Raw genomic sequence first — 21,546 nt, forward strand, 5'->3', positions numbered from 1 at the left:
TGGCGGGTCGCGCGGCGTGCCGGTGATCGCCGGCGTACCCGGCGGCCAATGGGGCCGCTGCGATCCCGCCAATCCGAAGAACCGCCGCATGCGCCCGTCGGTGCTGGTGGAGAGCGGCGAGGTGTCGGTGCTGGTCGACACCTCCCCCGACCTGCGGCAGCAACTGCTGGACAGCGGCTGTGCGCGGCTGGATGCCGTGCTGTGGACCCACCAGCATGCCGACCATTGCCACGGCATCGACGAGCTGCGCGAGATCTGCCGCCACATGCATGCGCCGATCGACGCCTATGGCTGGGACGAACATCTGCGGGACATCGAAACCCGCTTCCCCTACTGCTTCGATCCGCTGCCCGAAGGGTATCCTTTCTACCGGCCGGTGCTGAAAACGCACCGCGTCGACGGCCCGTTCAGCGTGAAAGGGCTGGAGGTGACGCCGTTCGAACAGGACCACGGTTATATGCGGACGGTCGGCTACCGGTTCGGGTCATTTGCCTATTCCACCGACGTGGTGAGGCTGGACGAGCGGGCCTTCGAGGCGCTGGCGGGGGTGGACACCTGGATGGTCGATTGCGGCCGGATCGAGCCACCGCACCCGGTGCACGCGCACCTGGCGCTGACGCTGGAGTGGATCGAACGGGTGAAGCCGCGGCGGGCGTTCCTGACCCACATGGACAACAGCATGGACTACGACAGCCTGCTGCGGACCCTGCCGCCGGGGGTCGAGCCGGCATTTGATGGGATGGTGATCGAGGTTTAGGAGTCGGCTTCGATGCCCCCACCTAACCTCCCCCGCTTCGCAGGGGAGGGACTGCCGCCACTCTCCCGCATCAGCACCTGTCCCCTCCCCCGCCCAGCGGGGGAGGGTTAGGGTGGGGGCAATACTTCCCCTTACTTCTTCTTCTCAAGCGGCGGGGCCGCGTAGACGAAGCGGTCGAAGCTGTATTCGGCAACGCGGAACCACAGATACTCTTCCTCGCGGAACTTCTTCCACGCCTCGTAGATCTTGCGGAACTTCTCGTTCTTCGCCGCCTCTTCCTCATACACTTCGATGGAGGCCTGATAGCAGGCCTGCATCACCTCGTTCGGGAAGGGACGCAGCTGGGTGCCGGCGGCGACCAGACGCTTCAGCGCGGTCATGTTCTGGACGTCGTACTTGCCCAGCATGTCGAGCGTGGCGTCGGAGCAGGCGGCCTGCAGCGCCGCCTTGTAGGCCGGCGGCAGCGACTCGAACTTGTCCTTGCCGAACAGCATGGACACCTGCGGCCCGCCTTCCCACCAGCCGGGATAGTAGTAGTACTTGGCAACCTTGTTGAAGCCGAGCTTCTCGTCGTCATAGGGGCCGACGAACTCGGCGCCGTCGATGGTGCCCTTTTCCAGCGCCGGGTAGATGTCGCCGCCGCCGATCTGCTGCGGCACGACGCCCAGCTTGGCCATGATGGTGCCGGCATAGCCGCCGATGCGGAACTTCAGGCCCTTCAGGTCCTCGACCGACTTGATTTCCTTGCGGAACCAGCCGCCCATCTGCGTGCCGGTGTTGCCGGCGCCGATGGCGACCAGATTGTGGCCGGCGAAGAACTCCGCCATCAGCTCCTTGCCGCCGCCGTGGGTCATCCAGGCGTTCTGCTGGCGGGCGTTCAGGCCGAACGGCATCGCCGCGTCGAAGGCGAAGGTCGGATCCTTGCCGACGTAGTAATAGGAGACGGTGTGGCCGCACTCGATCGTGCCGTCCTTGACCGCGTCCAGAACCTGCAGAGCCGGAACGATCTCGCCAGCCGCGAAGACGCGGATCTGGAACTTGCCGTCCGTCAGTTCGGCCACGCGCTTCGCCACGAACTCCGCACCGCCATAGATGGTGTCGAGGCTCTTCGGGAAGCTGGAGGCGCAGCGCCACTTGATCTCGGGCGTGGACTGGGCGATGGCGGGGGCGGCAAGCGTGCTGGCGGCGACGCCCACACCGGCGGAGGTCAGAAATGCACGACGTTTCATGCAGAAGCTCCCTTGTTCATTCTCTGTTATGCGTTCTTATTGCCGGACCGGCGGACACCCTGCCAAGGCGTGTCGGTCCGCACCCGGGCATGGCAGGACCCTCACGGGACCGGGCGATGCCGGATGAGCAGGGAAAGCGGGAATGAATGGGATGCACGCTCGACCGACCCGGACGGCGCACCCTCGGGACCCATGGAACCGGTGGGCACCGGCGCGTTGCGCCATCCGCCCGGTTCCATGGCGTGCCGACGTTGGTGTGCGTTTCCTCCCGTCCATCCGGGCTTGCCGCCGGCCTTCCGGCCGATCCGCCCCAACTTTCTTTTGCCAATCGGATTATGCAGGAAGCGAACGGTCGGGATCAAGCGCGATCGGGAATTGAAGCCTGTATTTCAGAGGTTTAACGCTGCGACGCGAAGCCGCGGGTTTCATTCAATCATAGGCCCGCTGGTGTTCCGCATCCATTCGACGCTAAACGTCTCGACTCCGGCGGCGGCACCCCCATCTTTTGCAATGCGTGCCCCGGGAACCCGGTCGGGCTGGAATGTTGAAGAGGGCGGAACAGGCACTTGCGGGTTGAACGGCCATGAAAGACGCGGCCATGAAGAAGGCGACTGCGGCGGAGAGCGGGAACGAGACGGACGCACGCGACCTGCGGCTGGACTTCTTCCGCGGTCTGGCCCTGTGGTTCATTTTCGTGAATCACATCCCGGCCAATCAGATCTCGTGGGCCACGCCGCGCAATTTCGGACTGAGCGACGCCACCGAGATCTTCGTCTTCATCTCCGGCTACACCGCCGCGCTGGTCTATGGCCGGACGCTGGACCGGCAGGGAATGCCGATGGCGGCGGCGCAGGTGCTGCACCGCTGCTGGACGCTGTACGCCACCTATATCATCCTGTTCTTCGCCTACACCGCGCAGATCGCCTACACCGCCCGCGCCTTCGACAGTCCGCTGTTCGTGGAGGAGATGGGCATCGCCGGCTATTTCCAGGATCCCGTCACCGCCCTGACCCAGGCCATCCTGCTGAAATTCCGACCGGCCAACCTGGACGTGCTGCCACTCTACATCATGCTTCTGCTGGGCTTTCCGCTGCTGCTGCCGGCTCTGCGCCGCCGGCCGCTGGGGGTGCTGGCGGGGTCCGGCGCGCTGTATCTGGCGGCGAGGCAATGGGGGTGGAACCTGCCGACCTATCCCGACGGCGGCGTCTGGTACTTCAACCCCTTCACCTGGCAGTTCCTGTTCGTGCTGGGCGCGTCACTGCAGTTCCAACCGGACCTGCGGGCCGTGCTGACCCGCTTCCGCCGGCCGGTGGGCGTCGCGGCGGCGGTGATCCTGCTGGCCAGCCTGTTCCTGACCTTGTCCTGGAAATTCGCCCCGCTGCACGCGCTGATCCCGGTGTGGCTGACGGAGATCCTCTATCCCATCAGCAAGACCGACCTCGACCCGCTGCGCCTGCTGCATTTCTTCGCGCTGGCCTATCTGGTGCTGTGGCTGGTGCCGGCGGGGGCGTCCTGGCTGCGTGGATCCCTGGCCGCCCCGGTGCTCGCCTGCGGGAAGCAGTCGCTGCACGTGTTCTGCCTGGGCGTGCTGCTGTCCTTCGCCGGGCAGACCGTGCTTGTGCATGTCAGCGGCTCGCTTTCCGCCCAGTTCCTTGTTACCGTGGTCGGCATCGCCGCGATGGTGCTGATGGCGCGCTTCATGAACTGGTACCAGTCGGCGGAGCGGGCACGGCGCCATCGGGTTGCTGCCACCACGAAAATGGGCACATGACGGGTTCATGGGGCAAGGACGGCGAGGGCGGAAGCGACAGATGCTGACGGTCACGGCAATCCTGCTGGCGGCCGCGCTGTTCGCTTCGCCGGATCGCATCCTTGCCGGCCAACCGGCGGCCCCATCCGTCGATTCCGCCTGTGTCGTGCCGGAATCCGTGCTTGCCCCCGGCAGCGGATTGCCGCGGGTTTCGGCGCATCTCGCCGCCGGGCGCCCGCTGTCGGTGCTGGTCGTTCATTCCGCCAAATCGGCACCCAAGCCCGGCATCGTCAGCTATCCCGCCCGGCTGGAAAACGAACTGAAGCGCCGCCTGCCCGGCCGCGAGGTCAGCACCGCCGTGCTGAGCCTGCCCGGCGAGGCAGCGCCCGCCATGGTCGGCCCGCTGACCCAGGCGGTGGAGGACCAGCAGCCCGCGCTGGTCGTCTGGCAGACCGGCACGGTCGACGCCATGCGCAGCCTGGACCTGGAGAGTTTCGGTTCGGCCCTTCAGTCGGGCATCGCCGAGGTTCAGCGCCGCGGCGCCGACATCGTCATCATGGACATGCAGTACAGCATGCACACGGCGCAGCTGATCGACTTCGCGCCCTACGTGTCCTACATGTCCTGGCTGGCCCAGAGTTCGGACGTCTTCCACTTTCCCCGCTACGACATCATGCGCTACTGGGTGGAGGATGGCCGCGTCGATTTCACCGACGAATCGGATGGGGCGAAACAGCGTGCTTATGATTTCGTTCACCAATGCATCGGACAATTGCTGGCGCAAAGCGTCGCGACGATGATCGACCCCCTGTCGATCGGCCGGCGCACCGGAGCGAGCAATTGAGCCCTGTTCTGCCGTCCGCCATCCGAATCCTGTCGCTGATCGCTGCCTTCGCCGTTTCCGTCCCGGCCTTCGCCGCGGAATCTGCGGCGTCCGCAAGCTGCCAGCTGCCGCGCGGCGCCTCGGCCCTGTCGGTGCCATTGCCGCAACTGTCACAACGCATCGCGGCCGGCGCGCCGATCCGGATCGTCGCCATCGGTTCCTCCTCCACCGCCGGAGCGGGGGCGAGTTCGCAGAACAAAGCCTATCCGGCCCGGCTCGACCATTACCTGAGCGAGCGGTTCCGCAATGCCGACATCGCGGTGCTGAACCGCGGGATCAACGGCGAGACCGACGACCAGACCGAAAAGCGGATCGAGGCCGATGCGCTGAGCGCCAAGCCCGATCTGGTGATCTGGCAGGTCGGCGCCAACACGGTGTTGCGCGACGGAGACCAAGGATTGAGCGAACGCTCCATCCGCCAAGGCGTGGCGCGGCTGCGCGCCGCCGGGGTCGATGTGGTGCTGATGGACCTGCAATACGCTCCGAAGATGCTGGAAAAGACCGGCGTCGCCCCGATGCTGTCCCGCATCGCCGGGATCGCCACCGACAACCACATCGGCCTGTTCCACCGCTTCGACGTCATGCGGACGCTGGTGGAGAGCCGCGGGATGACCATGGCCGACCTGATCGGACCCGACGGCGTCCACCAGAACGACGTCGGATACGACTGCGTCGCCCGCATACTGGCGGTCGGCATCGAGGACGCGGTGAACGTCCACAACAGCGGGCTTCAGCGGTAACAGAAGCGGGGCGGACCTCCGCCCCGTTCCCTCAGCGCTGCATCATCGCGCTTTCCTTGCCGCAGAGGAAGAACACCTTGGAATAGACCTTCAGCAGCGCGTCGGTCAGCGCCTGCACCTCCGGGCTGCCCATGGCGCGCGGCTTGGCGGGATCGACATGCAGGACGCAGCTGTCCTTGACGTCGTTGAAGGCGGCCAGCGCGTGGATGCGGTCGGGGCGGAACTCGTCGGGGAAATTCTCGTCCATCAGCCAGAAGCACTGGAAGTTCCGGCAGGATTGCGGCCGCTCCTCGTAGATCGAGCAGCCCTTGCCCTGGTCGCAGGACGCGCACCATTTGGCGGCGGGCTTCTTCAACTCGGGCACGCCCATCAGCTTGCAGCAGAGGGTGCATTCACCGCAGGTGCGGTCGGACATCACGGAAACTCCAAATAACAACGGCTCGCAGCGGCTTTACGCCGGTGCTGGCAGGGCGATGTGCTCGTCCTCGGCGGCCAGCAGCCGCTCGACCGCCTCCGGCAGGGCCGGACGGGCGAAGTGGTAGCCCTGGGCGTATTGGCACAGACCGCGCAGATACACCGCTTCGTCCGCCGTTTCCACCCCTTCCGCCACGCAATCCAGCCGCAAAATGGTGGCAAGGCCGGCGATGACCTGGACGATGGCGGCGTTGCCCTCCCCCGTCGACACCGCACGGACGAAGCTGCGGTCGATCTTCAGCACGTCGACCGGCAGCTTGTGCAGATAGGCCAGGGAGGAATAGCCGGTGCCGAAATCGTCGATCGACAGGCGGACATCCATGTCGCGCAGGCTCTGCATCAGCATCCGGCATTCGTCGGGATCCTGGACCAGCAGGCTTTCGGTCAGTTCCAGCTTCAGGCTGGACGGCGGGATCGGCACCTCGTCCAGCAGGTCGCGCACGGCGCCGACGATGTCGTCGTCGCGGAACTGGCGGGTGGAGACGTTGACGCTCATGAACAGTGGCACGGGCCGCGGGAAACGCGCCTGCCACGCCGCAAGCTGCCGAACCGCTTCGCCCAGCGCCCAGCGCCCCATCGGCGCGATCAGGCCGGTTTCTTCGGCCAGCGGGATGAACTCGGCGGGAGAGACCAGACCGCGGTCGGGGTGGTTCCAACGCATCAGCGCCTCGAAGCCGGCGATGGCGCCGGTCTCCAGCAGGACGATCGGCTGGTAATGCAGGCAAAGCTGACCCTGCTCCAAGGCCGCGCGCAGGTCGGCCTCCATCTGCATCGCGGCCATCGCCTGCCGGCGCAGGTTGGCGTCGAACACGTCGATGCGCGCGCGCCCGCCACTCTTGGCCCGGTACATGGCGAGGCTGGCGTCGCGCAGCATGTCTTCCGCCCGGTCATAGCCGGTCTGGCTCAGCGCCACGCCGATGGAGGCGGTCAGCACGATGTCGCGCCCCTCCTCCAGCGTGACCGGCCGCGAGATGGAGCGGGCCATCCGCTCAGCCGCCTCCAGCGCGTCGCCGGCATCGTCCAGTTCATCCACCAGAACGGCGAACTCGTCTGCCGACAGCCGGGCCAGCGTGTCGCCGACGCGGCGGCTGGCGTCGAGACGTCTGGCGATGATGCGCAGCACGCGGTCGCCGGCGCTGGTGCCGAGCGCGTCGTTGATCGCCTTGAAGCGGTCCAGGTCGATGATGATGGTGGCGAAGGGCCGGGCGCCGGCGCGCCGGTTGCGGTCCAGCGCCTGCCCGATGCGGTCCAACAGAAGCGTGCGGTTGGGCAGTCCGGTCATGCTGTCATGGACGGCGTTGAACAGGATCTGCTGTTCGGCCTTCTTGCGCGCGGTGATGTCGGTCATCGAGCCGGCCATGCGGACGGCACAGCCCTTCTCGTTCCGGACGGCCAATCCGCGCACCAGCATCCACAACTCCAGCCCGGCCTTGTCGCGGATGCGGAATTCATGCTGGAGATGAGGGCGTTCGCCGGTCAGATGCAGGTTGAGCGCGGTGCGCAGCCCGTCCAGGTCGCCGGGCGTGACCCGCTGGAACCATTCGTCGATGGAGCCGGCGATCTCCGCCTCCTCGAAGCCCAGCATCGCCTTCCAGCGCGGCGAGTAATAGACCTCGCCGCTGTCGATGTGCCAGTCCCACAGCCCGTCGGCGGCCCCGGCGGCGGCAAGGGCATAGCGCTCCTCGCTCTGGCGCAGGCGCTGTTCGGCGGTCTTGCGGTCGGTCACGTCGGCCTGGCTGCCGACCAGCCGGGTCGGCCTGCCGTCGGCGTCCAGCACGGCGATGCCGCGGCAGGCCATCCAGCGGATGGCTCCGGCGGCGTTGCGCATGCGGTATTCGACCTGGAAGGCCGCTTCCGATTCGGCCCCTACCTCTACACCTGCCGCTGCCCCGCCGAGTGCCGCCATCGCGTCGGTCAGGATCGCCCGGTCGGCCGGAAGGATGCGGCCCAGCCATTCCTGCGGGTTGTCGGTCAGCTCGCCCGGCGACAGCCCCAGCAGCGACGCCCAGCGCGGCGAGAAATAGACGCGGTCGGTGACCAGATCCCAGTCATAGAGCCCGTCGTTGCTGGCCGCGGCGGCGAGCGCATAGCGTTCCTCGCTGCGACGCAGTTCCTTTTCGGCATGCTTGCGGTCGGTGATGTCGGCGACCGATCCCACCAGCCGGATCGGCTCCCCCGAATCGTCCATCACCGCCATGCCGCGACAGACCAGCCAGCGCCAGTGCGGCTTCGCGGCGGTGGAGTCGACACGGCGGACGCGGTGTTCGATCTGGAAGGGAACGGACAGACCGACCATCTGCGCCTCGAAGGACGCATGCAGCCAGTCAACGTCCTCCGGGTGGACCAGCGACAGCCAGTCGTTCGGCCGGTTGGAGCCGCGGCTTGAATCGCCCGGCGGCAGCCCGAGGAACTCCTTGAAGCGGGGGGAGAGGTACAGCGTGTCGCTGCGCAGGTCCCAATCCCAGACGCCCTCGGTTCCGGCCTTTTCCGCCAGCAGATATCGGTCGATGTTGGTGTTCAAGACCCCTCGTCGGACCAGTCGGCGGTCAGCGATTGGTGGGGCCTCCCACCGTTGAGCCTCCGATGCTAGGGGCATTTTGGTGAAGAAACCATAAATGCATGCGATGGGCCGGCCAACTTGGTTGCCAAGGGTTCCATCTGCGAAATCTTTTCCTATATTAGGATAGCTCGCCACCTCATCCGGGACCGGCACCGATGGATTGGTCCGATCAGGGAATCGTTCTGTCCGCCCGCCCCCAGGGGGAAGGGTCCGCCGTCGCGACTCTGCTGACGCGCGAGCACGGCCGCCATGCCGGCATGGTGATGGGCGGCCGGTCGGCGCGTCAGCGCGGCACGCTGGAGCCGGGGACGCTGGTCCACGCCCGCTGGCGCGGCCGGCTGCCGGAGCATCTCGGCCATTTCACGCTGGAGCCGGTGAAGGGCTATGCCGCCAACTTCTTCGACGACGCGCAGGCTCTGGCCGCGCTGATCAGCGCCTGCGCGCTGGTCGAGGCCGCCCTGCCGGAGCGGGAGGCGCACCCTGCCCTGTTCGACGGGCTGCTCGCCCTGTTCGACCTGCTCGACAACCCGGCCTGGGCCGAGAGCTATGTGCGGTGGGAGATCGGGTTGCTGGCGGAGCTTGGATTCGGCCTCGACCTCGACCGTTGCGCGGTGTCGGGGGCCAACGACTATCTCGCCTATGTCAGCCCGCGCACCGGCCGCGCGGTGACGGCGTCGGTGGGCGAGCCCTATCGTGACCGGCTGCTTCCCCTGCCGGATTTCCTTGCCGGGCGCGGCGGGGGCGGACCGGTGGCCGTGGCCGACGGGCTGCGGCTGACCGCCCATTTCCTGGAACGCCACGTGCTGAACGGCCCGCTGCCGCCCGCGCGTGAACGGTTGAGAGAACGTTACGCGAACGCGGTAGCGCGTTCCGCCTGAAACTGCTAGACCCCATCATCATGAAGCCGCAAAACCCCGCCTCCGAGATTCTGGAAAAGCCGCTGGCCGACGCGCTCGGCGAGCGGTATCTCAGCTACGCGCTGTCCACCATCATGTCCCGCTCGCTGCCCGACGTGCGCGACGGGCTGAAGCCGGTGCACAGGCGGCTGCTGTTCGCCATGAGCCAGCTCCGGCTGGAACCGACGACGCCGCCGAAGAAGTCGGCCCGCGTCGTCGGCGACGTGATCGGTAAGTTCCATCCGCACGGCGACACCTCCGTCTATGACGCGCTGGTGCGTCTGGCACAGGACTTCTCCGTCCGTTATCCGCTGGTCGACGGCCAGGGCAATTTCGGCAACATCGACGGCGATAACGCCGCGGCGATGCGGTACACCGAAGCCCGCCTGACCGAGGTCGCCAAGGCCCTGCTGGAGGGCATCGACGAGGACGCGGTCGATTTCCGCCCGACCTATGACGGCGACGGCGAGGAGCCGGCGGTTCTGCCCGCCAACTTCCCCAACCTGTTGGCCAACGGGTCGAGCGGCATCGCCGTCGGCATGGCCACCAACATCCCGCCGCACAATGTCGGCGAGATCTGCGACGCGCTGCGCCACCTCATCAAGCACCGCGACGCCTCGATCGAGACGCTGGTCAACTTCATGCCCGGCCCCGATTTCCCCACCGGCGGCGTGCTGGTCGAGTCGCGGCAGAATGTGATCGAAGCCTACCGCACCGGCCGCGGCGCCTTCCGCCTGCGCGCCCGCTGGGAGGTGGAGAAGCTGGGCCAGGGCACCTGGCAGATCGTCGTCACCGAGGTGCCCTATCAGGTACAGAAGGCCCGGCTGGTCGAGAAGATCGCCGAACTGCTGCTGGCCAAGAAGCTGATCCTGCTGGAGGACGTCCGCGACGAATCGGCGGAGGACGTCCGCCTCGTCCTGGTGCCGAAGAGCCGGAACGTGGATCCCGAGGTTCTGATGGCCTCGCTGTTCCAGGCGACCGACCTGGAAATCCGCTTCTCGATGAACATGAACGTGCTGGGTGCGGATCATGTGCCGCGGGTGATGAACCTGCGCGAGGTGCTGCAGGCCTTCCTCGACCACCGGCACGAGGTGCTGGTCCGCCGGTCCAACCACCGGCTGAGGCAGATCGACCACCGGCTGGAGGTCCTCGGCGGATATCTCGCCGCTTACCTGAACCTGGACGAGGTCATCCGCATCATCCGCGAGGAGGACGAGCCGAAGCAGGAGCTGATCCGCGCCTTCACCCTGACCGACGTACAGGCCGACGCCATCCTCAACATGCGTCTGCGCAATTTGCGCAAGCTGGAGGAGATGGAGATCCGGCGCGAGCATGACGCCCTGACCAAGGAAAAGAACGGCCTGCTGGAGCTGCTGGGCGACGAAGCCCTGCGCTGGAAGCGGATCGCCGAGGGTGTCGCCGAGATCAAGAAGAAGTTCGGCACGGGCGCGCTTGGCAAGCGGCGCACCGACGTGGCCGACGCACCCGCCGTGATCGAGGTGCCGCTGGACGCGCTGGTGGAACGCGAGCCGGTGACGGTCATCTGCTCCGCCAAGGGCTGGATCCGCACGGTGCGCGGCCATCTGACCGACGCCGAAGCGGAGGATGTGAAGTACAAGGACGGTGATTCGCGCGGCTTCATCGAGCGGTGCGAGACGACCGACAAGCTTCTGGTCTTCGCCAGCAACGGCAAGTTCTTCACCATCGGCGTCGACAAGCTGCCGCGTGGCCGCGGCTTCGGCGAGCCGGTTCGGCTGATGATCGACCTCGGCAACGACGTCGACATCGTCGACCTTTTCCGCCACCAGCCCGGCCGCACCCTGATGGTGGTGTCGGAGGATGGCCGCGGCTTCCGTGTCGAGGAGGCGGAGGTGCTGGCCCAGACCCGCGCCGGCAAACAGGTGCTGAACCTGGAGGACGGCAAGTCGGCCCGCATCTGCCATCCGGTGACCGGCGACACCGTCGCCATCATCGGCAACAACCGCAAGATGCTGGTCTTCCCGCTGGAACAGGTGCCGGTGATGACCCGCGGCAAGGGCGTCCAGCTTCAGAAGTACAAGGACGCCAGCGTCGCCGACGTGAAGACCTTCACGCTGGCCGAGGGCCTGAGCTGGAAGAACGGCGAGCGCAACTTCAACGTCACCGACCTGACCGGCTGGATGGGAGACCGCGCCGGCCAGGGCAAGATGCCGCCGAACGGCTTCCCGAAGAACAACCGGTTCATGTGAGGTGGGGTGGTTGATGGGTGGGGAGGTTAGACCCCCACCTAACCTCCCCCGCTGGGCGGGGGAGGGACTGCCGCCACTCTCCCGCATCAGCACTTGTCCCCTCCCCCGCCCAGCGGGGGAGAGTTAGGGTGGGGGCAATTACTTCGCCGGCGCCGTGACCGTCGCCGACAGCGGCACGCGGCGTTCGACCAGGGCCGAGGTGACCTCCTTGGCCTTGACCGGGTCCATGGCGGCCAGGATGGGCGCGGTCTTCTGTTCCTTCATCTTCTGGATGACGCCGAGCAGAACCGGCATGTCGAGTTCCTCGAAGATGCGGGCCGCTTCCTTCGGCTTCATCGTCTCGTAGATCTTCACCAAGCTTTCCAGCTGGGCCGACTGCTTTTCGTCGCCCTGGGCCATCAGCTTCTGGATGTCGGCCTTGGTCTTCTCCATCTCCGCCACCTTCTGCTCGATCCGCTTCTCGGCGGCGGCCAGCAGGGCTTCGCGCTGTTCCATCTCCTTGGTGCGACGCTCGATCTCGGCGCGGCGCTCGGCGAAATGCTGCAGCAGCTCCTGGTTGTCGATGGGGCCGAGCGGCGCCAGCGGCGCGTTGGCGGCCGGAGCATTGGCCGGGCCGCTCGCCCCGCCGGGCGCCGGCGGCGCGTCCTTGCCGGCCGGCTTCGTCGTGGCAGAGGGCATCTGAGTGGGCGGCGTCGCCGGGGTCGAGCTTTGCGGCCCCTGGGCGAGGGTGACCGGGAAGTCCGGCAGGCGGGCGTCGTGGGTGGCGAGGCGCCACAGGTCGCCGACGCGCACACCCAGCATCATCACCGCGACGAAGATGGTCAGCGGCAGCAGGCGGAAACGGAAATTGCGCGCTCTGGCGCGCAGCCGCTCGGTCAGCGGAACGCGGGGCGTCGCCGGCTTGCGCGCCTTGGCCTTCGCCTTGCCCTTCTTCGCCGAAGCCTTGGCCGGGACCTTGCCGGTTGCGGGACGCACCGCCGGCAGTTGCGCCTGCTGGGCGGCCAGCGTGGGCGAGGTGCGGACGCCGGTTGGGGCGGCTCCGGCCGGGCGGATCACGACCTTGGGTTCGCCGCCCGCCGACGCGGGCTTGCCGTCACTGGTGCGCATGGTCATCCAAGCCCCTTGCCGGCATTCTCGATCGCCTGCAGCAGTTCACGTTCGGCCCTGGACAAGCTCTCGCCATCCCGGGTGATGGGGTCGCGCGCCTCGGCCGGCGGTTCGGCACGCGCGGCGGCGCGGCGCGGCGGCGCGTCCAGCCGGGCCGGCGGCAGGGCGTGGTCGTCATGGTCGTGGTAGTGGTCTTCCTCGACCGGCAGGCTGCGCAGGGCCGGACGCGGCGCCACCAGCGGCGTCTTGGCAGGAGCGCGCGACGCCAGCGCCGGGGCCACCGCGGTGGAGCGGCCACCATCACGCCCACCATCACGGCCGCTGTCGCGCCGGCCGCCATCGCGGTCGCCGACATTGCCCAGCCGGTTGGCCAGCGCGTCGGCCGCCTCGATCATGAACTCCAACTCGTCGCGCAGGGTCTGCGCCTTGTTCACCGTGCGCTGAAGGTCCTCGCCGGTGTCGCTGGCCGCCTTCTTCAGCGTGCGCACGCCGGTCTCCGCCCGCGCCATCGCGTCGTTCAGTCCCTGGATCAGCTCGGCCATCTCGCCGCGGCTCTCGCGCAGCGCGATGATCTGCCGGTTCAGGATGATCGCGTAGGCAATGGTCGCGGCCAGCAGGCCGACCATCACGACGTCGATGATGATGGAGACCAGCGGACTCATAGCCTCATGACCTCCTGCTTGGGCAGTTCCTTTTCCAGGCGGACGGCGATGTGCCCGCCCTTGCGCCCCATCCGCCCCTGGAACATCGACACGTCGCCACAGCGCAGCTCGATCGCGCCGTCGGGGGTGGCGTTCAGCAGGATGCGGGTGCCGACGCGCCAGTTCAGCACGTCGTGCAGGGTCATCGTCACCTCGTCCAGCACGGCCGACAGATCGACGTCCGTCACCATCAGTTCCGAGGCCAAGTGGGTTTCCCAGATCGAGTCACGGCCGAACTTCTCGCCCATGAACATCTGGAGCAGCAGCTCACGCACCGGCTCCAGCGTCGCGTAGGGGATCATCAGCTCCAGCCGGCCGCCGCGATCCTCCATGTCGATGCGCAGCTTGACCAGCACCGCCGCGTTTGCGGGCCGCGCGATGGTGGCGAAGCGCGGGTTGGTCTCCAGCCGGTCGAAGCGGAAGGTGACGGGCGACAGCGGATCGAAGGCGGCGGACAGGTCGGACAGCACCACATGGACCATGCGTTCCACGAGGTTGCGTTCGATGGTGGTGTAGGGACGGCCTTCGATGCGCATCGCCGCCGTGCCGCGCCGGCCGCCCAGCAGCACGTCGACGATGGAATAGATCAGGGCGGAATCGACGACCATCAGGCCGTAATTGTCCCACTCCTCCGCCTTGAACACCGACAGCATCGCCGGCAGCGGGATGGAGTTCAGGTAATCGCCGAAACGGACCGAGGAAATCTGGTCGAGGCTGACCTCGACGTTGTCGGAGGTGAAATTGCGCAGGCTGGTGGACATCATGCGGACGAGGCGGTCGAAGACCACCTCCAGCATGGGCAGGCGTTCGTAGTTGACCAGCGCCGAGTTGACCAGCGCCATGATGCCGGAGTTGTCGCCGTCGCCGGCGCCGCCCTGGTCGAAGCCCAGCAGGCTGTCGATCTCGTCCTGGTTCAGGACGCGCGTCGACCCGCCGCCGCCCATGTCGCCGACATCGCCGCTGTCCTCGGCCAATGCCGCCCATTCCGCGGCAAGCCGTTCCTCTTCGCTCAGTTCACCGGTGTCGCTCATCGGCCCTTATCCCCAGCTGACCGGGCCCTCACTGGACCAGCATTTCCTTGAACAGCACGTCCTTCACCTTCACCGGAAAAGCGGCGGCGGTGATGCGCAGAAGCAGTTCCTGGCGCAGCCGGTACATGCCGGCCGATCCGCGTAGGTCCTCCAGCCGCAATTCGCGCAGGTAGACCTGGAAATTGTCGATGATGCGCGGCAGCACATGCTCCACCGCACCGACATCCTCCGGCTTCGACAGCTGGATGGAGATCTTGATCTTCAGGAAGGCCGGACGCTTGTTGCCGGTGTTCAGGTTCACCAGCATGTCCGGCAGATCGTAGAAGATCGGTGCCGCATGCGGGTCGGCCTTGCCGGGCTCCGCCCCATGCTCGCCCTCCGCGGCGGCGGCATGCTCCCCCTCCTCCGCCGGCTTTTCCTTCCCCAGCAGCCCGTCGAGCAGACCGGAGAAATAGACACCGGCACCGGCGCCGATCAGCAGGACCAGGGGAAGAACGACGAACAGGACCAGCTTCTTGCCGCTGAATTTCTTCCGCGGCAGGCCGTCGGTCGAAAGTTCGCCGGCGTCGGTTTCGGCAGCCATGACATCCTGGGATCGTTCGAGGTGCGCAACGGCTCAGGCTTTGGCCGCCTGACCAGGTCAAAGCTACTTTTGGGATAGTTAATAACTCCTTTCGAGTGGGGAATGGACCGCCCCGGACGGGCAGGTTTCCCCCCGCTGTCACCATTTCGGCACGGTTCTTGATTGGGGCTGCCCGGCACTCCGCGTCCGGAGTCCGACCGCGACCGCCCGCAATCCCCTTGGGACCGGCAGGGCCGTGGTCCATCGCCCTGCCGCACACCTTGTGTGGCGGGAACGGGAGAGTCTTGCCCGGTCCAACCCGGCAAGGAACGCCCCTACCCCGGCAGATTCTGCCCGGCACCCCCTGCCCCATGCGGCGGGAACGCCCCCGCCTTGCCCGGACTCTGCGGATTTACAGCGCTTCCCGAAGTTGGCACGCCGCCTGCAATACCCTTTTCGCCGGTCGGACGCTGTTGCCCGATCCGTTCGCAAGGTGAAGAGGCCGCAAGATGGAAAATTCGATCTACGTCGCCCTGTCGCGCCAGATGGCGCTGCAACGCCAGCTGGACGTGACGTCGAACAACATCGCGAACATGAACACGACCGGCTACAAGAACCAGCGGATGATGTTCACCGAATTCCTGGAAAAGCCCGGCCTGCACGAGAAGGTCAGCTTCGTCCAGGACCGAGCGGTGGTGCGTGATCTCGCCAACGGCGCCATGACCCAGACCGGCAATCCGCTGGATCTGGCGCTGACCGGCCAGGGCTACTTCACCGTCGATACCGCCAGCGGCCCGCGTTACACCCGCGCCGGCAATTTCCGCCTGAACGACCAGCGCCAGCTGGTGGATGCCGGCGGCCTGCCCGTCCTGGCCAACAACGGCCAGCCCATCACCATCCCGGCCGGCACCGGCGACGTGAAGGTCAGCGGCGACGGCACCGTCGCCACCGAGTTGGGCCCGGTCGGCAAGCTGAACATCGTCACCTTCAAGAACGAGCAGCTGATGACCGAGGTCGGCAACGGCCTGTATGTCAGCGACGAGCAGCCGGAGCCGGCCCCGGCCGAGACGAAAGTGGCACAGGGTTTGCTTGAAGGTTCGAACGTGAAGCCCGTGGTCGAGATGACGCAGATGATCGAAATCCAGCGTCAGTACATGTCCGCCCAGCGGGTGATCGAGAACGAACACGAACGTATCCGCACGATGATCCAGCGTCTGGGCCGGACGGCCTGAACCAGACCGACGACGAGAGGAGAAGACCACAATGCGCAGCCTCGCCATCGGCGCCACCGGCATGATCGCCCAGCAGCTCAACGTCGAGACGATCTCCAACAACATCGCCAACTCGACCACCACCGGCTACAAGAAGCAGCGGGCCGAGTTCCAGGACCTGCTGTACCAGAATTTCCGCCGCATCGGCTCGACCTCGTCGGATGCCGGCACCGTGGTGCCGACCGGCGTGCAGGTGGGTGCCGGCGTGCGCGTCGCCGCGGTGGCCCGCGTGCTGGAACAGGGCAACCTGAACATCACCGACAACAAGCTGGATGTCGCGATCAACGGGTCGGGCTACTTCCAGGTGACGCTGCCCAGCGGCGACACCGCCTATACCCGCGCCGGCAACTTCAAGCTGTCGCCGGAAGGCATGATCGTCACCGCCGACGGCTATCCGGTCCAGCCGAACATCACCATCCCGACCGACGCCGTCGACATCTCGATCAACTCGTCGGGCGAGGTGCTTGTGAAGCTGGACGGCCAGACCGCCACCCAGAATGTCGGCCAGCTCCAGCTCGCCACCTTCGCCAACGCGGCCGGCCTCGAAGCCACCGGCGACAACCTGTTCCTGGAATCCGGCGCGTCGGGCCAGTCGGTGACCGGCAACCCCGGCGCCCCCGGCTTCGGCCGCGTCACCCAGGGCGCGCTGGAGACCTCCAACGTCAATGTGGTGCAGGAGATCACGACCCTGATCACCGCCCAGCGCGCCTACGAGATGAATTCCAAGGTCATCAAGACCACCGACGAAATGATGCAGCAGGCCAGCCAGATGAAGTAACGGCGGCGCCGCCGCTTCGCTTCAGCCTTCACATCGGGAATTGCCGCCATGATCCGCCAGCTCGCCAATCGCCGCTTCTCCGCCCTGCTCCTCGGTGCCGCCCTGCTGACCGCCCCGGTCGCGGCGCAGGCCGCCACGGTCGCTGCGGTTCCGGCTGCCGGCGTCGCGGCACCGGCGCCCGACGTGGTCTATGGCATGCCGCATGTCGAGGCGGTTCTGTCCGACGCGCTGTCGCGGGTCATCACCGCCGGCCGGCTGCAGATGGAGCTGGACAACCGCGCGGTCGAACTGCGCGCGCCCCAGGGCGCCGGCGGGCTGGCGGTGGAGAACCTCTATTACAGCCCGGTCCAGGGCCGCTTCGCCGCCGAGATCGTGGTGACCGGCAGCCAGGTGCGCCTGCCGGTTTCGGGCCGCGCCTTCGGCGTGGTGCAGATCCCGGTGCTGTCGCGCCGCGTCCTGCCCGGCGACATCATCGGCCCGGGCGACGTCGACTGGCAGGACATGCGGGCCGACCAGACCACCAGCGACACCGCCGCCACCGACGCCCAGCTGATCGGCATGACGCCCAAGCGCGGCGTGTCCACCAACCAGCCCGTCCGCCTGCGCGACCTGCAATCGCCGCGCATGGTCGACAAGGGCGCCATGGTCACCATCACCCTGCAGACGCCGTCCATGACGCTGACCACCCAGGGCAAGGCCCTGCAGGACGGCGGGAAGGGCGAGGTCATCCGCGTCGTGAACACCCAATCCAACCGCATCGTCGAAGCGACGGTCGCAGGCCCCAACGTCGTCGCCGTGGCAAAGCCCGGCACCATCGCGCAGTAAGGAGAAAGCTCCAATGTCCGCCACCATGACCGCCCGTCTGATCCGCCTCGCGATGGTCGCCGCCGCCGCCACCTCCCTGACCGCCTGCGGCGCCGCCTCGCGCATCGCCGACATCGGCAAGGCCCCGGAGATGTCCAGCATCCAGGACCCGCAGGCCAAGCCCGGCTATCAGCCGATCAGCCTGCCGATGCCGACCCCGCTGCCGACGGAGCGCAACCCGAACTCGCTGTGGCGGACAGGCGCGAAGGCCTTCTTCAAGGACCAGCGCGCGGCCAAGGTGGGCGACATCCTGACGATCAACATCTCCATCGCCGATCAGGCCAAGCTGTCGAACGAGAGCAAGCGGTCGCGCGCCAACACCGAGAAGGCCGGCATGCCGAGCCTGTTCGGCCTGGAAGGCGCCACGCTGAGCCGCGTCCTGCCGGCCGGCGCCTCCGCCTCGAGCCTGGTGGACCTGTCGAGCGACACGTCGAACGACGGCAAGGGATCGGTCAACCGCAACGAGCAGATCGACCTGAAGGTGGCGGCGCTGGTGGTCCAGTCCCTGCCCAACGGCAATCTGGTCATCCAGGGCCGCCAGGAAGTCCGCGTCAATTACGAGCTGCGCGACCTGCAGATCCACGGCGTGATCCGTCCGGAAGACATCACCGCCCAGAACACCATCAGCTACGAGAAGATCGCCGAGGCCCGCATCTCCTACGGCGGCCGCGGCCAGATCACCGACGTCCAGCAGCCGCGCTATGGCCAGCAGCTGTACGACATCATCATGCCGTTCTGAGGACGGCGGGTTTAACGGTTGAGGGACGGGGCCATGGGGGAGTAGTTCCCCTGTGGCCTTGGTGCATGGAGTGTCGTCGGGAGGCCGGGCGTTTGCCATCGTGATCGGACGCCCCGCATAACGCTACCCGATGGGCAATTGCTGCCGCCCGGTGGGTTGTGCCGAGGCGATGTTGCCGAGCCGTTATCTCTATGACGGCAAAGTGCGCGGCCGGCTCAACCTTCCGAGGATTGCCGCGATAGCGCGGTGAACCCATCCATCACGCCAACCGCCATGTTGCCGCCGATGCGCCCCAAGGCCGGCCCGATAAGTTCGGTCGCGCGACGGTAAGCCTCACGCTGGGCAACGCAGTCGATCAGATCAGCCGCGTTGGTGATGCTCTGGGACAAGGTGAGGTCGCTCGTCATTGTTCATCTCCTCGGACAAGCCATGATCGGCAGGACGAGGATGACCATACGCACCGCAGTCTTCTTCCGCTGTTGCGTGCTTCACGTTCTTGGCCCGCGACCAATCCACTTACAGAACGGATGCCGGCCCCACACCACCCAGAAAGAAACGGCCCGGCCTCCCAGGGGGAGAGCCGGGCCGTCTTGCTTTGGGATGGTTGCCGCCTACTGGTAGCCGCCTTCGCGGGCGCGGTCCTTGGCGGCCTCCTCCTGGGCTTTCTCGGTGCGACTGTCGATCTTGCCGCCGGCCTTGTCGGTGTCGGCAGGCTTCTGCGGCGATTCGCTGCGGCCGGCATCGGCCGGATTCCGGTTGGGCTGGTCGGCCATCTTGCTGCTCCTCGGTCGTTTTTCCGACTGGCGATGAGTCGGGAACAGCGGCGGCCGGAGATCGTCGCGGGAGAAGGCCGGCGGCCTCAACCGGCCGGCCGGCCGGTCTCGGTATCGACTTCACCGTCGTCACGGTCCAGGGCGGCGTTGATCTGATCGAGCGTGCGGCCGCAGCCGGTGCAGACGTCGCCGTCGATGGCACACATGCCCAGACAATCGGGATCGTCGCTCATGGCAGTGGGCGTTCCTTACGGTTGGCGGTGCGGTTCCATCCCTATCGGAAAGCAAATTCCATCTCAAGCGTCTGGGTCGGAGGCATAGGCGGAATGGATTGCGGTCGGGATGCTCAGGGTATAAAGCACTTGCTTCATCCACACGCTGCGAAGGTATGCATGCCAACGGCACTGCTGGTGTCCTGCGCGATGTATCGGCACGGCACCGCCAGAATGCCCGCCGCGCTGAAAGCGGCAGGATTTCGCGTCTTTGCCATCTGCCCCCGGCATTCCCTGCTCGAGTTCAGCGACCATGTCGACGGGCGGCACTCTTTCTCCCCGGGACTGTCGGTCGACGATCTGACGGTCACCGCCGCGCGTGCGGCGACGCAACTGGGTGCGAACATCGTCATCGGTTGCGAGGAAAGCGCGGTCAAGGTGCTCGGCTTGGCCGGCCGCCTTCTTGCGCAGGTGGCCGAGGACAGCGCCGACGCACACAAGCTGCGCTTCCTCCAGGGTTGGTACGGCGGCGTCTGCTGGGAAGAGACGCGCTCGCGTTGTGTCGAATTGGCGGCGGAAGCCGGCATTCGGACGCCACGTCAGGTCGTGGTCGATCCGCGGCGCACCGGTCCAAACGACCTGTCCGCTCTCGGCGCGCCGCTTCTGCTGAAATACGACGGCAGTACCGCCGGCCGCGGGGTTTTTCTCGCGTCCGACGCCCGGCATGTGTCCGAACTGCTGGCGGGGTTGGAGCAGATGAGCGCCTTTCCGGCCGACCGGCGGGTCGTTGCGCAGGAGTTCGTGCGCGGACGGGCGGCTTCGGTGTCGTTCTGCGCGCTCGGCGGGCGGATGCTGGAGGGCTTCGCCTATATCACTCTGCAGCATCAGCGGGAACCCTTCGGCCCGGCCTCGGTGATCGAACTGGCGGACCTGCCGCAGTTGATGGACATGGCCCGCCGCATGGTGGAACTGACGCGCTACTCCGGCTTCGGCGGCATCGACGCCATCCTGCCGGAGGATGGCGGCCCGCCCGTCTTCCTGGAGTTCAACGGCCGTCCGACCCAGACCACCCATCTCGGTCGTCTGGCGGGCAGCGACCTGTGCCGGGCGATGGCCTGCGCGCTGGACGGCCGGCCCCATGAAGGCGTGTTCGGACGGACCTCCGGCAAGACGGTCGCCCTGTTCCCGGCGGAATGGGCCCGCGATGCCAACAGCCGCTATCTGACCGCAGCCCACCATGATGTGCCTTGGAGCGAGCGGCGGATGACCGCGGCGATCCTGAACATCACGCCGCAGCTGAATTCCGCCTGACGGGTCATTGCGGCGGCTGGTCCAGCGACAGTTCGCCGGTGACCTCGTGCGTCAGGTCGATGCCGTCGACCGTCAGCACCATGCGGACCGGCAGTGACTTCATCCCGTCCAGCCGTCCTTCCGCCAGCGCGCGGCCGACGGCCAGTTCGATCTCCCGCTGGGAGGTGACACCGACCTGCTTGAGGAATTTGCGCAGGTCGAGGTTGAAGGTCTCGTTGTCCATGTCCGGCCTCCGGGTTGGGAACCGCTGTTTCGCCTGCCGTTCCGAACCCCTGGGGAGCGGCGTTGGTTCCGTGGCCGGCCCCGCCCTTATTCGGGCAACACCTCGTCGGGATACAGCACGCCCGGCCCCCCGTCCTCCCGCGCAACCAGCCGCAGGCCGGCGGCGGTGAAGGCCGCGGTCAGCAGGGTCTCCGTACTCCGGTGCAAGGCGTGACGGCCCTTTTCGAAGTCGCGGATGGTCCCGCGGGAGACCGTCGCCCGATCCGCCAGTTCCTCCTGCGTCCAGTCGAGAAAGCCGCGGGCCGCTCGGCACTGACCCGGAGTCAAAACACCCTTCGTAAGCATATTTTTCTCCGAGAAAGCTTGGCCAAAAACGTTGAAGTTGACCATTTCCACCACAATATTGGCATCACCACCCCGGAATCCAAGTTCCATCCGCGCCCTTCCCCTGCCGCCGG

General features: G+C 66.9%; 23 protein-coding genes. 11 read left to right on the plus strand and 12 right to left on the minus strand.

The features are described 5' to 3' along the window. Window positions 1-757 (plus strand): MBL fold metallo-hydrolase (locus TSH20_RS05360; protein ID WP_109073771.1); only part of this gene is annotated, 757 nt, incomplete at its 5' end. Window positions 758-888: 131 nt separating this feature from the next. On the opposite strand, the gene TSH20_RS05365 is transcribed toward TSH20_RS05360, so the two are convergent. Next, window positions 889-1,986, minus strand: coding sequence for a TRAP transporter substrate-binding protein (locus TSH20_RS05365; RefSeq protein ID WP_109073772.1), 1,098 nt, complete (start codon window positions 1,984-1,986; stop codon window positions 889-891). A gap of 598 nt (window positions 1,987-2,584) precedes the next feature. On the opposite strand from TSH20_RS05365, the gene TSH20_RS05370 reads away from it, so the two are divergent. From TSH20_RS05370 to TSH20_RS05380, 3 genes are read left to right on the plus strand one after another with little or no spacing between them, the layout of a single operon-like run. Then, entirely contained in the window at window positions 2,585-3,757 is a 1,173-nt protein-coding gene (locus tag TSH20_RS05370) for an OpgC domain-containing protein (protein WP_247871528.1), read from the plus strand. 40 nt (window positions 3,758-3,797) lie between these two features. Next, window positions 3,798-4,580, plus strand: a complete 783-nt coding sequence (locus tag TSH20_RS05375) for a hypothetical protein (RefSeq protein ID WP_109073774.1) — start codon at window positions 3,798-3,800, stop codon at window positions 4,578-4,580. Continuing rightward, window positions 4,577-5,359 (plus strand): SGNH/GDSL hydrolase family protein, encoded by a 783-nt coding sequence (locus TSH20_RS05380; RefSeq protein WP_247871527.1) that lies wholly within the window; start codon window positions 4,577-4,579, stop codon window positions 5,357-5,359. Before TSH20_RS05375 ends, TSH20_RS05380 begins: the two co-directional genes overlap by 4 nt. Window positions 5,360-5,390: 31 nt before the next feature. On the opposite strand, the gene TSH20_RS05385 is transcribed toward TSH20_RS05380, so the two are convergent. Together TSH20_RS05385 and TSH20_RS05390 are read right to left on the minus strand one after the other, a co-directional pair. Further along, window positions 5,391-5,774, minus strand: a complete 384-nt coding sequence (locus TSH20_RS05385; protein WP_109073775.1) for a hypothetical protein — start codon at window positions 5,772-5,774, stop codon at window positions 5,391-5,393. Window positions 5,775-5,810: 36 nt separating this feature from the next. Continuing rightward, window positions 5,811-8,354 carry a GGDEF and EAL domain-containing protein gene (locus TSH20_RS05390; protein ID WP_109073776.1) on the minus strand — a complete coding sequence of 848 codons (2,544 nt, stop codon included), beginning with the start codon at window positions 8,352-8,354 and terminating at the stop codon, window positions 5,811-5,813. A gap of 194 nt (window positions 8,355-8,548) precedes the next feature. On the opposite strand from TSH20_RS05390, the gene recO reads away from it, so the two are divergent. Together recO and parC are read left to right on the plus strand one after the other, a co-directional pair. Then, on the plus strand, window positions 8,549-9,271 hold the full coding sequence (gene recO / locus TSH20_RS05395; protein ID WP_109073777.1) for a DNA repair protein RecO: 723 nt from the start codon (window positions 8,549-8,551) through the stop codon (window positions 9,269-9,271). A gap of 20 nt (window positions 9,272-9,291) precedes the next feature. After that, window positions 9,292-11,517, plus strand: a complete 2,226-nt coding sequence (gene parC / locus TSH20_RS05400; protein WP_109073778.1) for a DNA topoisomerase IV subunit A — start codon at window positions 9,292-9,294, stop codon at window positions 11,515-11,517. Between the two features lie 138 nt (window positions 11,518-11,655). Here the strand turns inward: parC and TSH20_RS05405 are convergent, their stop codons facing one another. Genes TSH20_RS05405 through TSH20_RS05420 form a run of 4 tightly spaced genes read right to left on the minus strand, consistent with a single transcriptional unit; the run spans window position 11,656 to window position 14,939 of the window. After that, window positions 11,656-12,630 carry a hypothetical protein gene (locus tag TSH20_RS05405; RefSeq protein ID WP_109073779.1) on the minus strand — a complete coding sequence of 325 codons (975 nt, stop codon included), beginning with the start codon at window positions 12,628-12,630 and terminating at the stop codon, window positions 11,656-11,658. Beyond that, a complete protein-coding gene (locus TSH20_RS05410) occupies window positions 12,627-13,286 on the minus strand; it encodes a DUF6468 domain-containing protein (protein ID WP_109073780.1) in 660 nt (219 codons plus the stop codon). The genes TSH20_RS05405 and TSH20_RS05410 overlap by 4 nt, the downstream gene beginning before the upstream one ends. Then, complete coding sequence (fliM, locus tag TSH20_RS05415; RefSeq protein ID WP_085089732.1) at window positions 13,283-14,356, minus strand: flagellar motor switch protein FliM; 1,074 nt, start codon at window positions 14,354-14,356, stop codon at window positions 13,283-13,285. Before fliM ends, TSH20_RS05410 begins: the two co-directional genes overlap by 4 nt. Window positions 14,357-14,384: 28 nt before the next feature. Next, on the minus strand, window positions 14,385-14,939 hold the full coding sequence (locus TSH20_RS05420) for a flagellar basal body-associated FliL family protein (RefSeq protein ID WP_109073781.1): 555 nt from the start codon (window positions 14,937-14,939) through the stop codon (window positions 14,385-14,387). A 488-nt stretch (window positions 14,940-15,427) separates the two neighbouring features. Here TSH20_RS05420 and flgF point away from each other — a divergent pair, with 488 nt between their 5' ends. The 4 genes from flgF to flgH are packed head-to-tail and all read left to right on the plus strand — an operon-like array spanning window position 15,428 to window position 18,570. Next, window positions 15,428-16,150, plus strand: coding sequence for a flagellar basal-body rod protein FlgF (gene flgF, locus TSH20_RS05425; RefSeq protein ID WP_109073782.1), 723 nt, complete (start codon window positions 15,428-15,430; stop codon window positions 16,148-16,150). Between the two features lie 31 nt (window positions 16,151-16,181). Next, window positions 16,182-16,967 (plus strand): flagellar basal-body rod protein FlgG, encoded by a 786-nt coding sequence (gene flgG / locus TSH20_RS05430; protein WP_085089735.1) that lies wholly within the window; start codon window positions 16,182-16,184, stop codon window positions 16,965-16,967. A gap of 48 nt (window positions 16,968-17,015) precedes the next feature. Next, complete coding sequence (gene flgA / locus TSH20_RS05435; RefSeq protein ID WP_109073783.1) at window positions 17,016-17,792, plus strand: flagellar basal body P-ring formation chaperone FlgA; 777 nt, start codon at window positions 17,016-17,018, stop codon at window positions 17,790-17,792. A gap of 13 nt (window positions 17,793-17,805) precedes the next feature. Further along, window positions 17,806-18,570 carry a flagellar basal body L-ring protein FlgH gene (flgH, locus tag TSH20_RS05440; protein WP_199232072.1) on the plus strand — a complete coding sequence of 255 codons (765 nt, stop codon included), beginning with the start codon at window positions 17,806-17,808 and terminating at the stop codon, window positions 18,568-18,570. 215 nt (window positions 18,571-18,785) lie between these two features. Here the strand turns inward: flgH and TSH20_RS05445 are convergent, their stop codons facing one another. The 3 genes from TSH20_RS05445 to TSH20_RS05450 all read right to left on the minus strand — a co-directional run bounded on the left by TSH20_RS05445 (window position 18,786) and on the right by TSH20_RS05450 (window position 19,576). Continuing rightward, window positions 18,786-18,977, minus strand: coding sequence for a hypothetical protein (locus tag TSH20_RS05445; RefSeq protein ID WP_109073784.1), 192 nt, complete (start codon window positions 18,975-18,977; stop codon window positions 18,786-18,788). A gap of 204 nt (window positions 18,978-19,181) precedes the next feature. Continuing rightward, a complete protein-coding gene (locus TSH20_RS34875; RefSeq protein ID WP_158281951.1) occupies window positions 19,182-19,343 on the minus strand; it encodes a hypothetical protein in 162 nt (53 codons plus the stop codon). Between the two features lie 86 nt (window positions 19,344-19,429). Beyond that, the gene (locus tag TSH20_RS05450) at window positions 19,430-19,576 is read right to left on the minus strand and encodes a DUF1289 domain-containing protein (RefSeq protein WP_109073785.1); all 147 of its coding nucleotides are present in this window, start codon (window positions 19,574-19,576) and stop codon (window positions 19,430-19,432) included. Between the two features lie 159 nt (window positions 19,577-19,735). On the opposite strand from TSH20_RS05450, the gene TSH20_RS05455 reads away from it, so the two are divergent. Beyond that, window positions 19,736-20,866, plus strand: a complete 1,131-nt coding sequence (locus TSH20_RS05455) for an ATP-grasp domain-containing protein (RefSeq protein WP_158281952.1) — start codon at window positions 19,736-19,738, stop codon at window positions 20,864-20,866. A gap of 4 nt (window positions 20,867-20,870) precedes the next feature. Here the strand turns inward: TSH20_RS05455 and TSH20_RS05460 are convergent, their stop codons facing one another. Beyond that, complete coding sequence (locus TSH20_RS05460; protein ID WP_109073787.1) at window positions 20,871-21,089, minus strand: DUF6494 family protein; 219 nt, start codon at window positions 21,087-21,089, stop codon at window positions 20,871-20,873. An 86-nt stretch (window positions 21,090-21,175) separates the two neighbouring features. Next, window positions 21,176-21,523, minus strand: a complete 348-nt coding sequence (locus tag TSH20_RS05465) for a helix-turn-helix transcriptional regulator (RefSeq protein WP_247871526.1) — start codon at window positions 21,521-21,523, stop codon at window positions 21,176-21,178. Between the last annotated feature and the right edge of the window lie 23 nt (window positions 21,524-21,546).

This window comes from Azospirillum sp. TSH20 (assembly GCF_003115935.1).
In the GTDB taxonomy this organism is placed as follows: domain Bacteria; phylum Pseudomonadota; class Alphaproteobacteria; order Azospirillales; family Azospirillaceae; genus Azospirillum.

Excerpts from the sequence above, each read along its gene's own strand:
- TSH20_RS05450 (WP_109073785.1), bottom strand. The coding sequence starts at position 19,576 with ATGAGCGACGATCCCGATTGTCTGGGCATGTGTGCCATCGACGGCGAC.
- parC (WP_109073778.1), top strand. The coding sequence starts at position 9,292 with ATGAAGCCGCAAAACCCCGCCTCCGAGATTCTGGAAAAGCCGCTGGCC.
- flgH (WP_199232072.1), top strand. The coding sequence starts at position 17,806 with ATGTCCGCCACCATGACCGCCCGTCTGATCCGCCTCGCGATGGTCGCC.
- fliM (WP_085089732.1), bottom strand. The coding sequence starts at position 14,356 with ATGAGCGACACCGGTGAACTGAGCGAAGAGGAACGGCTTGCCGCGGAA.
- TSH20_RS34875 (WP_158281951.1), bottom strand. The coding sequence starts at position 19,343 with ATGGCCGACCAGCCCAACCGGAATCCGGCCGATGCCGGCCGCAGCGAA.
- TSH20_RS05385 (WP_109073775.1), bottom strand. The coding sequence starts at position 5,774 with ATGTCCGACCGCACCTGCGGTGAATGCACCCTCTGCTGCAAGCTGATG.
- TSH20_RS05365 (WP_109073772.1), bottom strand. The coding sequence starts at position 1,986 with ATGAAACGTCGTGCATTTCTGACCTCCGCCGGTGTGGGCGTCGCCGCC.
- TSH20_RS05445 (WP_109073784.1), bottom strand. The coding sequence starts at position 18,977 with ATGACGAGCGACCTCACCTTGTCCCAGAGCATCACCAACGCGGCTGAT.
- TSH20_RS05405 (WP_109073779.1), bottom strand. The coding sequence starts at position 12,630 with ATGACCATGCGCACCAGTGACGGCAAGCCCGCGTCGGCGGGCGGCGAA.
- TSH20_RS05455 (WP_158281952.1), top strand. The coding sequence starts at position 19,736 with ATGCCAACGGCACTGCTGGTGTCCTGCGCGATGTATCGGCACGGCACC.
- TSH20_RS05465 (WP_247871526.1), bottom strand. The coding sequence starts at position 21,523 with ATGGAACTTGGATTCCGGGGTGGTGATGCCAATATTGTGGTGGAAATG.
- flgA (WP_109073783.1), top strand. The coding sequence starts at position 17,016 with ATGATCCGCCAGCTCGCCAATCGCCGCTTCTCCGCCCTGCTCCTCGGT.
- TSH20_RS05375 (WP_109073774.1), top strand. The coding sequence starts at position 3,798 with ATGCTGACGGTCACGGCAATCCTGCTGGCGGCCGCGCTGTTCGCTTCG.
- TSH20_RS05410 (WP_109073780.1), bottom strand. The coding sequence starts at position 13,286 with ATGAGTCCGCTGGTCTCCATCATCATCGACGTCGTGATGGTCGGCCTG.
- TSH20_RS05460 (WP_109073787.1), bottom strand. The coding sequence starts at position 21,089 with ATGGACAACGAGACCTTCAACCTCGACCTGCGCAAATTCCTCAAGCAG.
- TSH20_RS05420 (WP_109073781.1), bottom strand. The coding sequence starts at position 14,939 with ATGGCTGCCGAAACCGACGCCGGCGAACTTTCGACCGACGGCCTGCCG.
- flgG (WP_085089735.1), top strand. The coding sequence starts at position 16,182 with ATGCGCAGCCTCGCCATCGGCGCCACCGGCATGATCGCCCAGCAGCTC.
- flgF (WP_109073782.1), top strand. The coding sequence starts at position 15,428 with ATGGAAAATTCGATCTACGTCGCCCTGTCGCGCCAGATGGCGCTGCAA.
- TSH20_RS05370 (WP_247871528.1), top strand. The coding sequence starts at position 2,585 with ATGAAGAAGGCGACTGCGGCGGAGAGCGGGAACGAGACGGACGCACGC.
- recO (WP_109073777.1), top strand. The coding sequence starts at position 8,549 with ATGGATTGGTCCGATCAGGGAATCGTTCTGTCCGCCCGCCCCCAGGGG.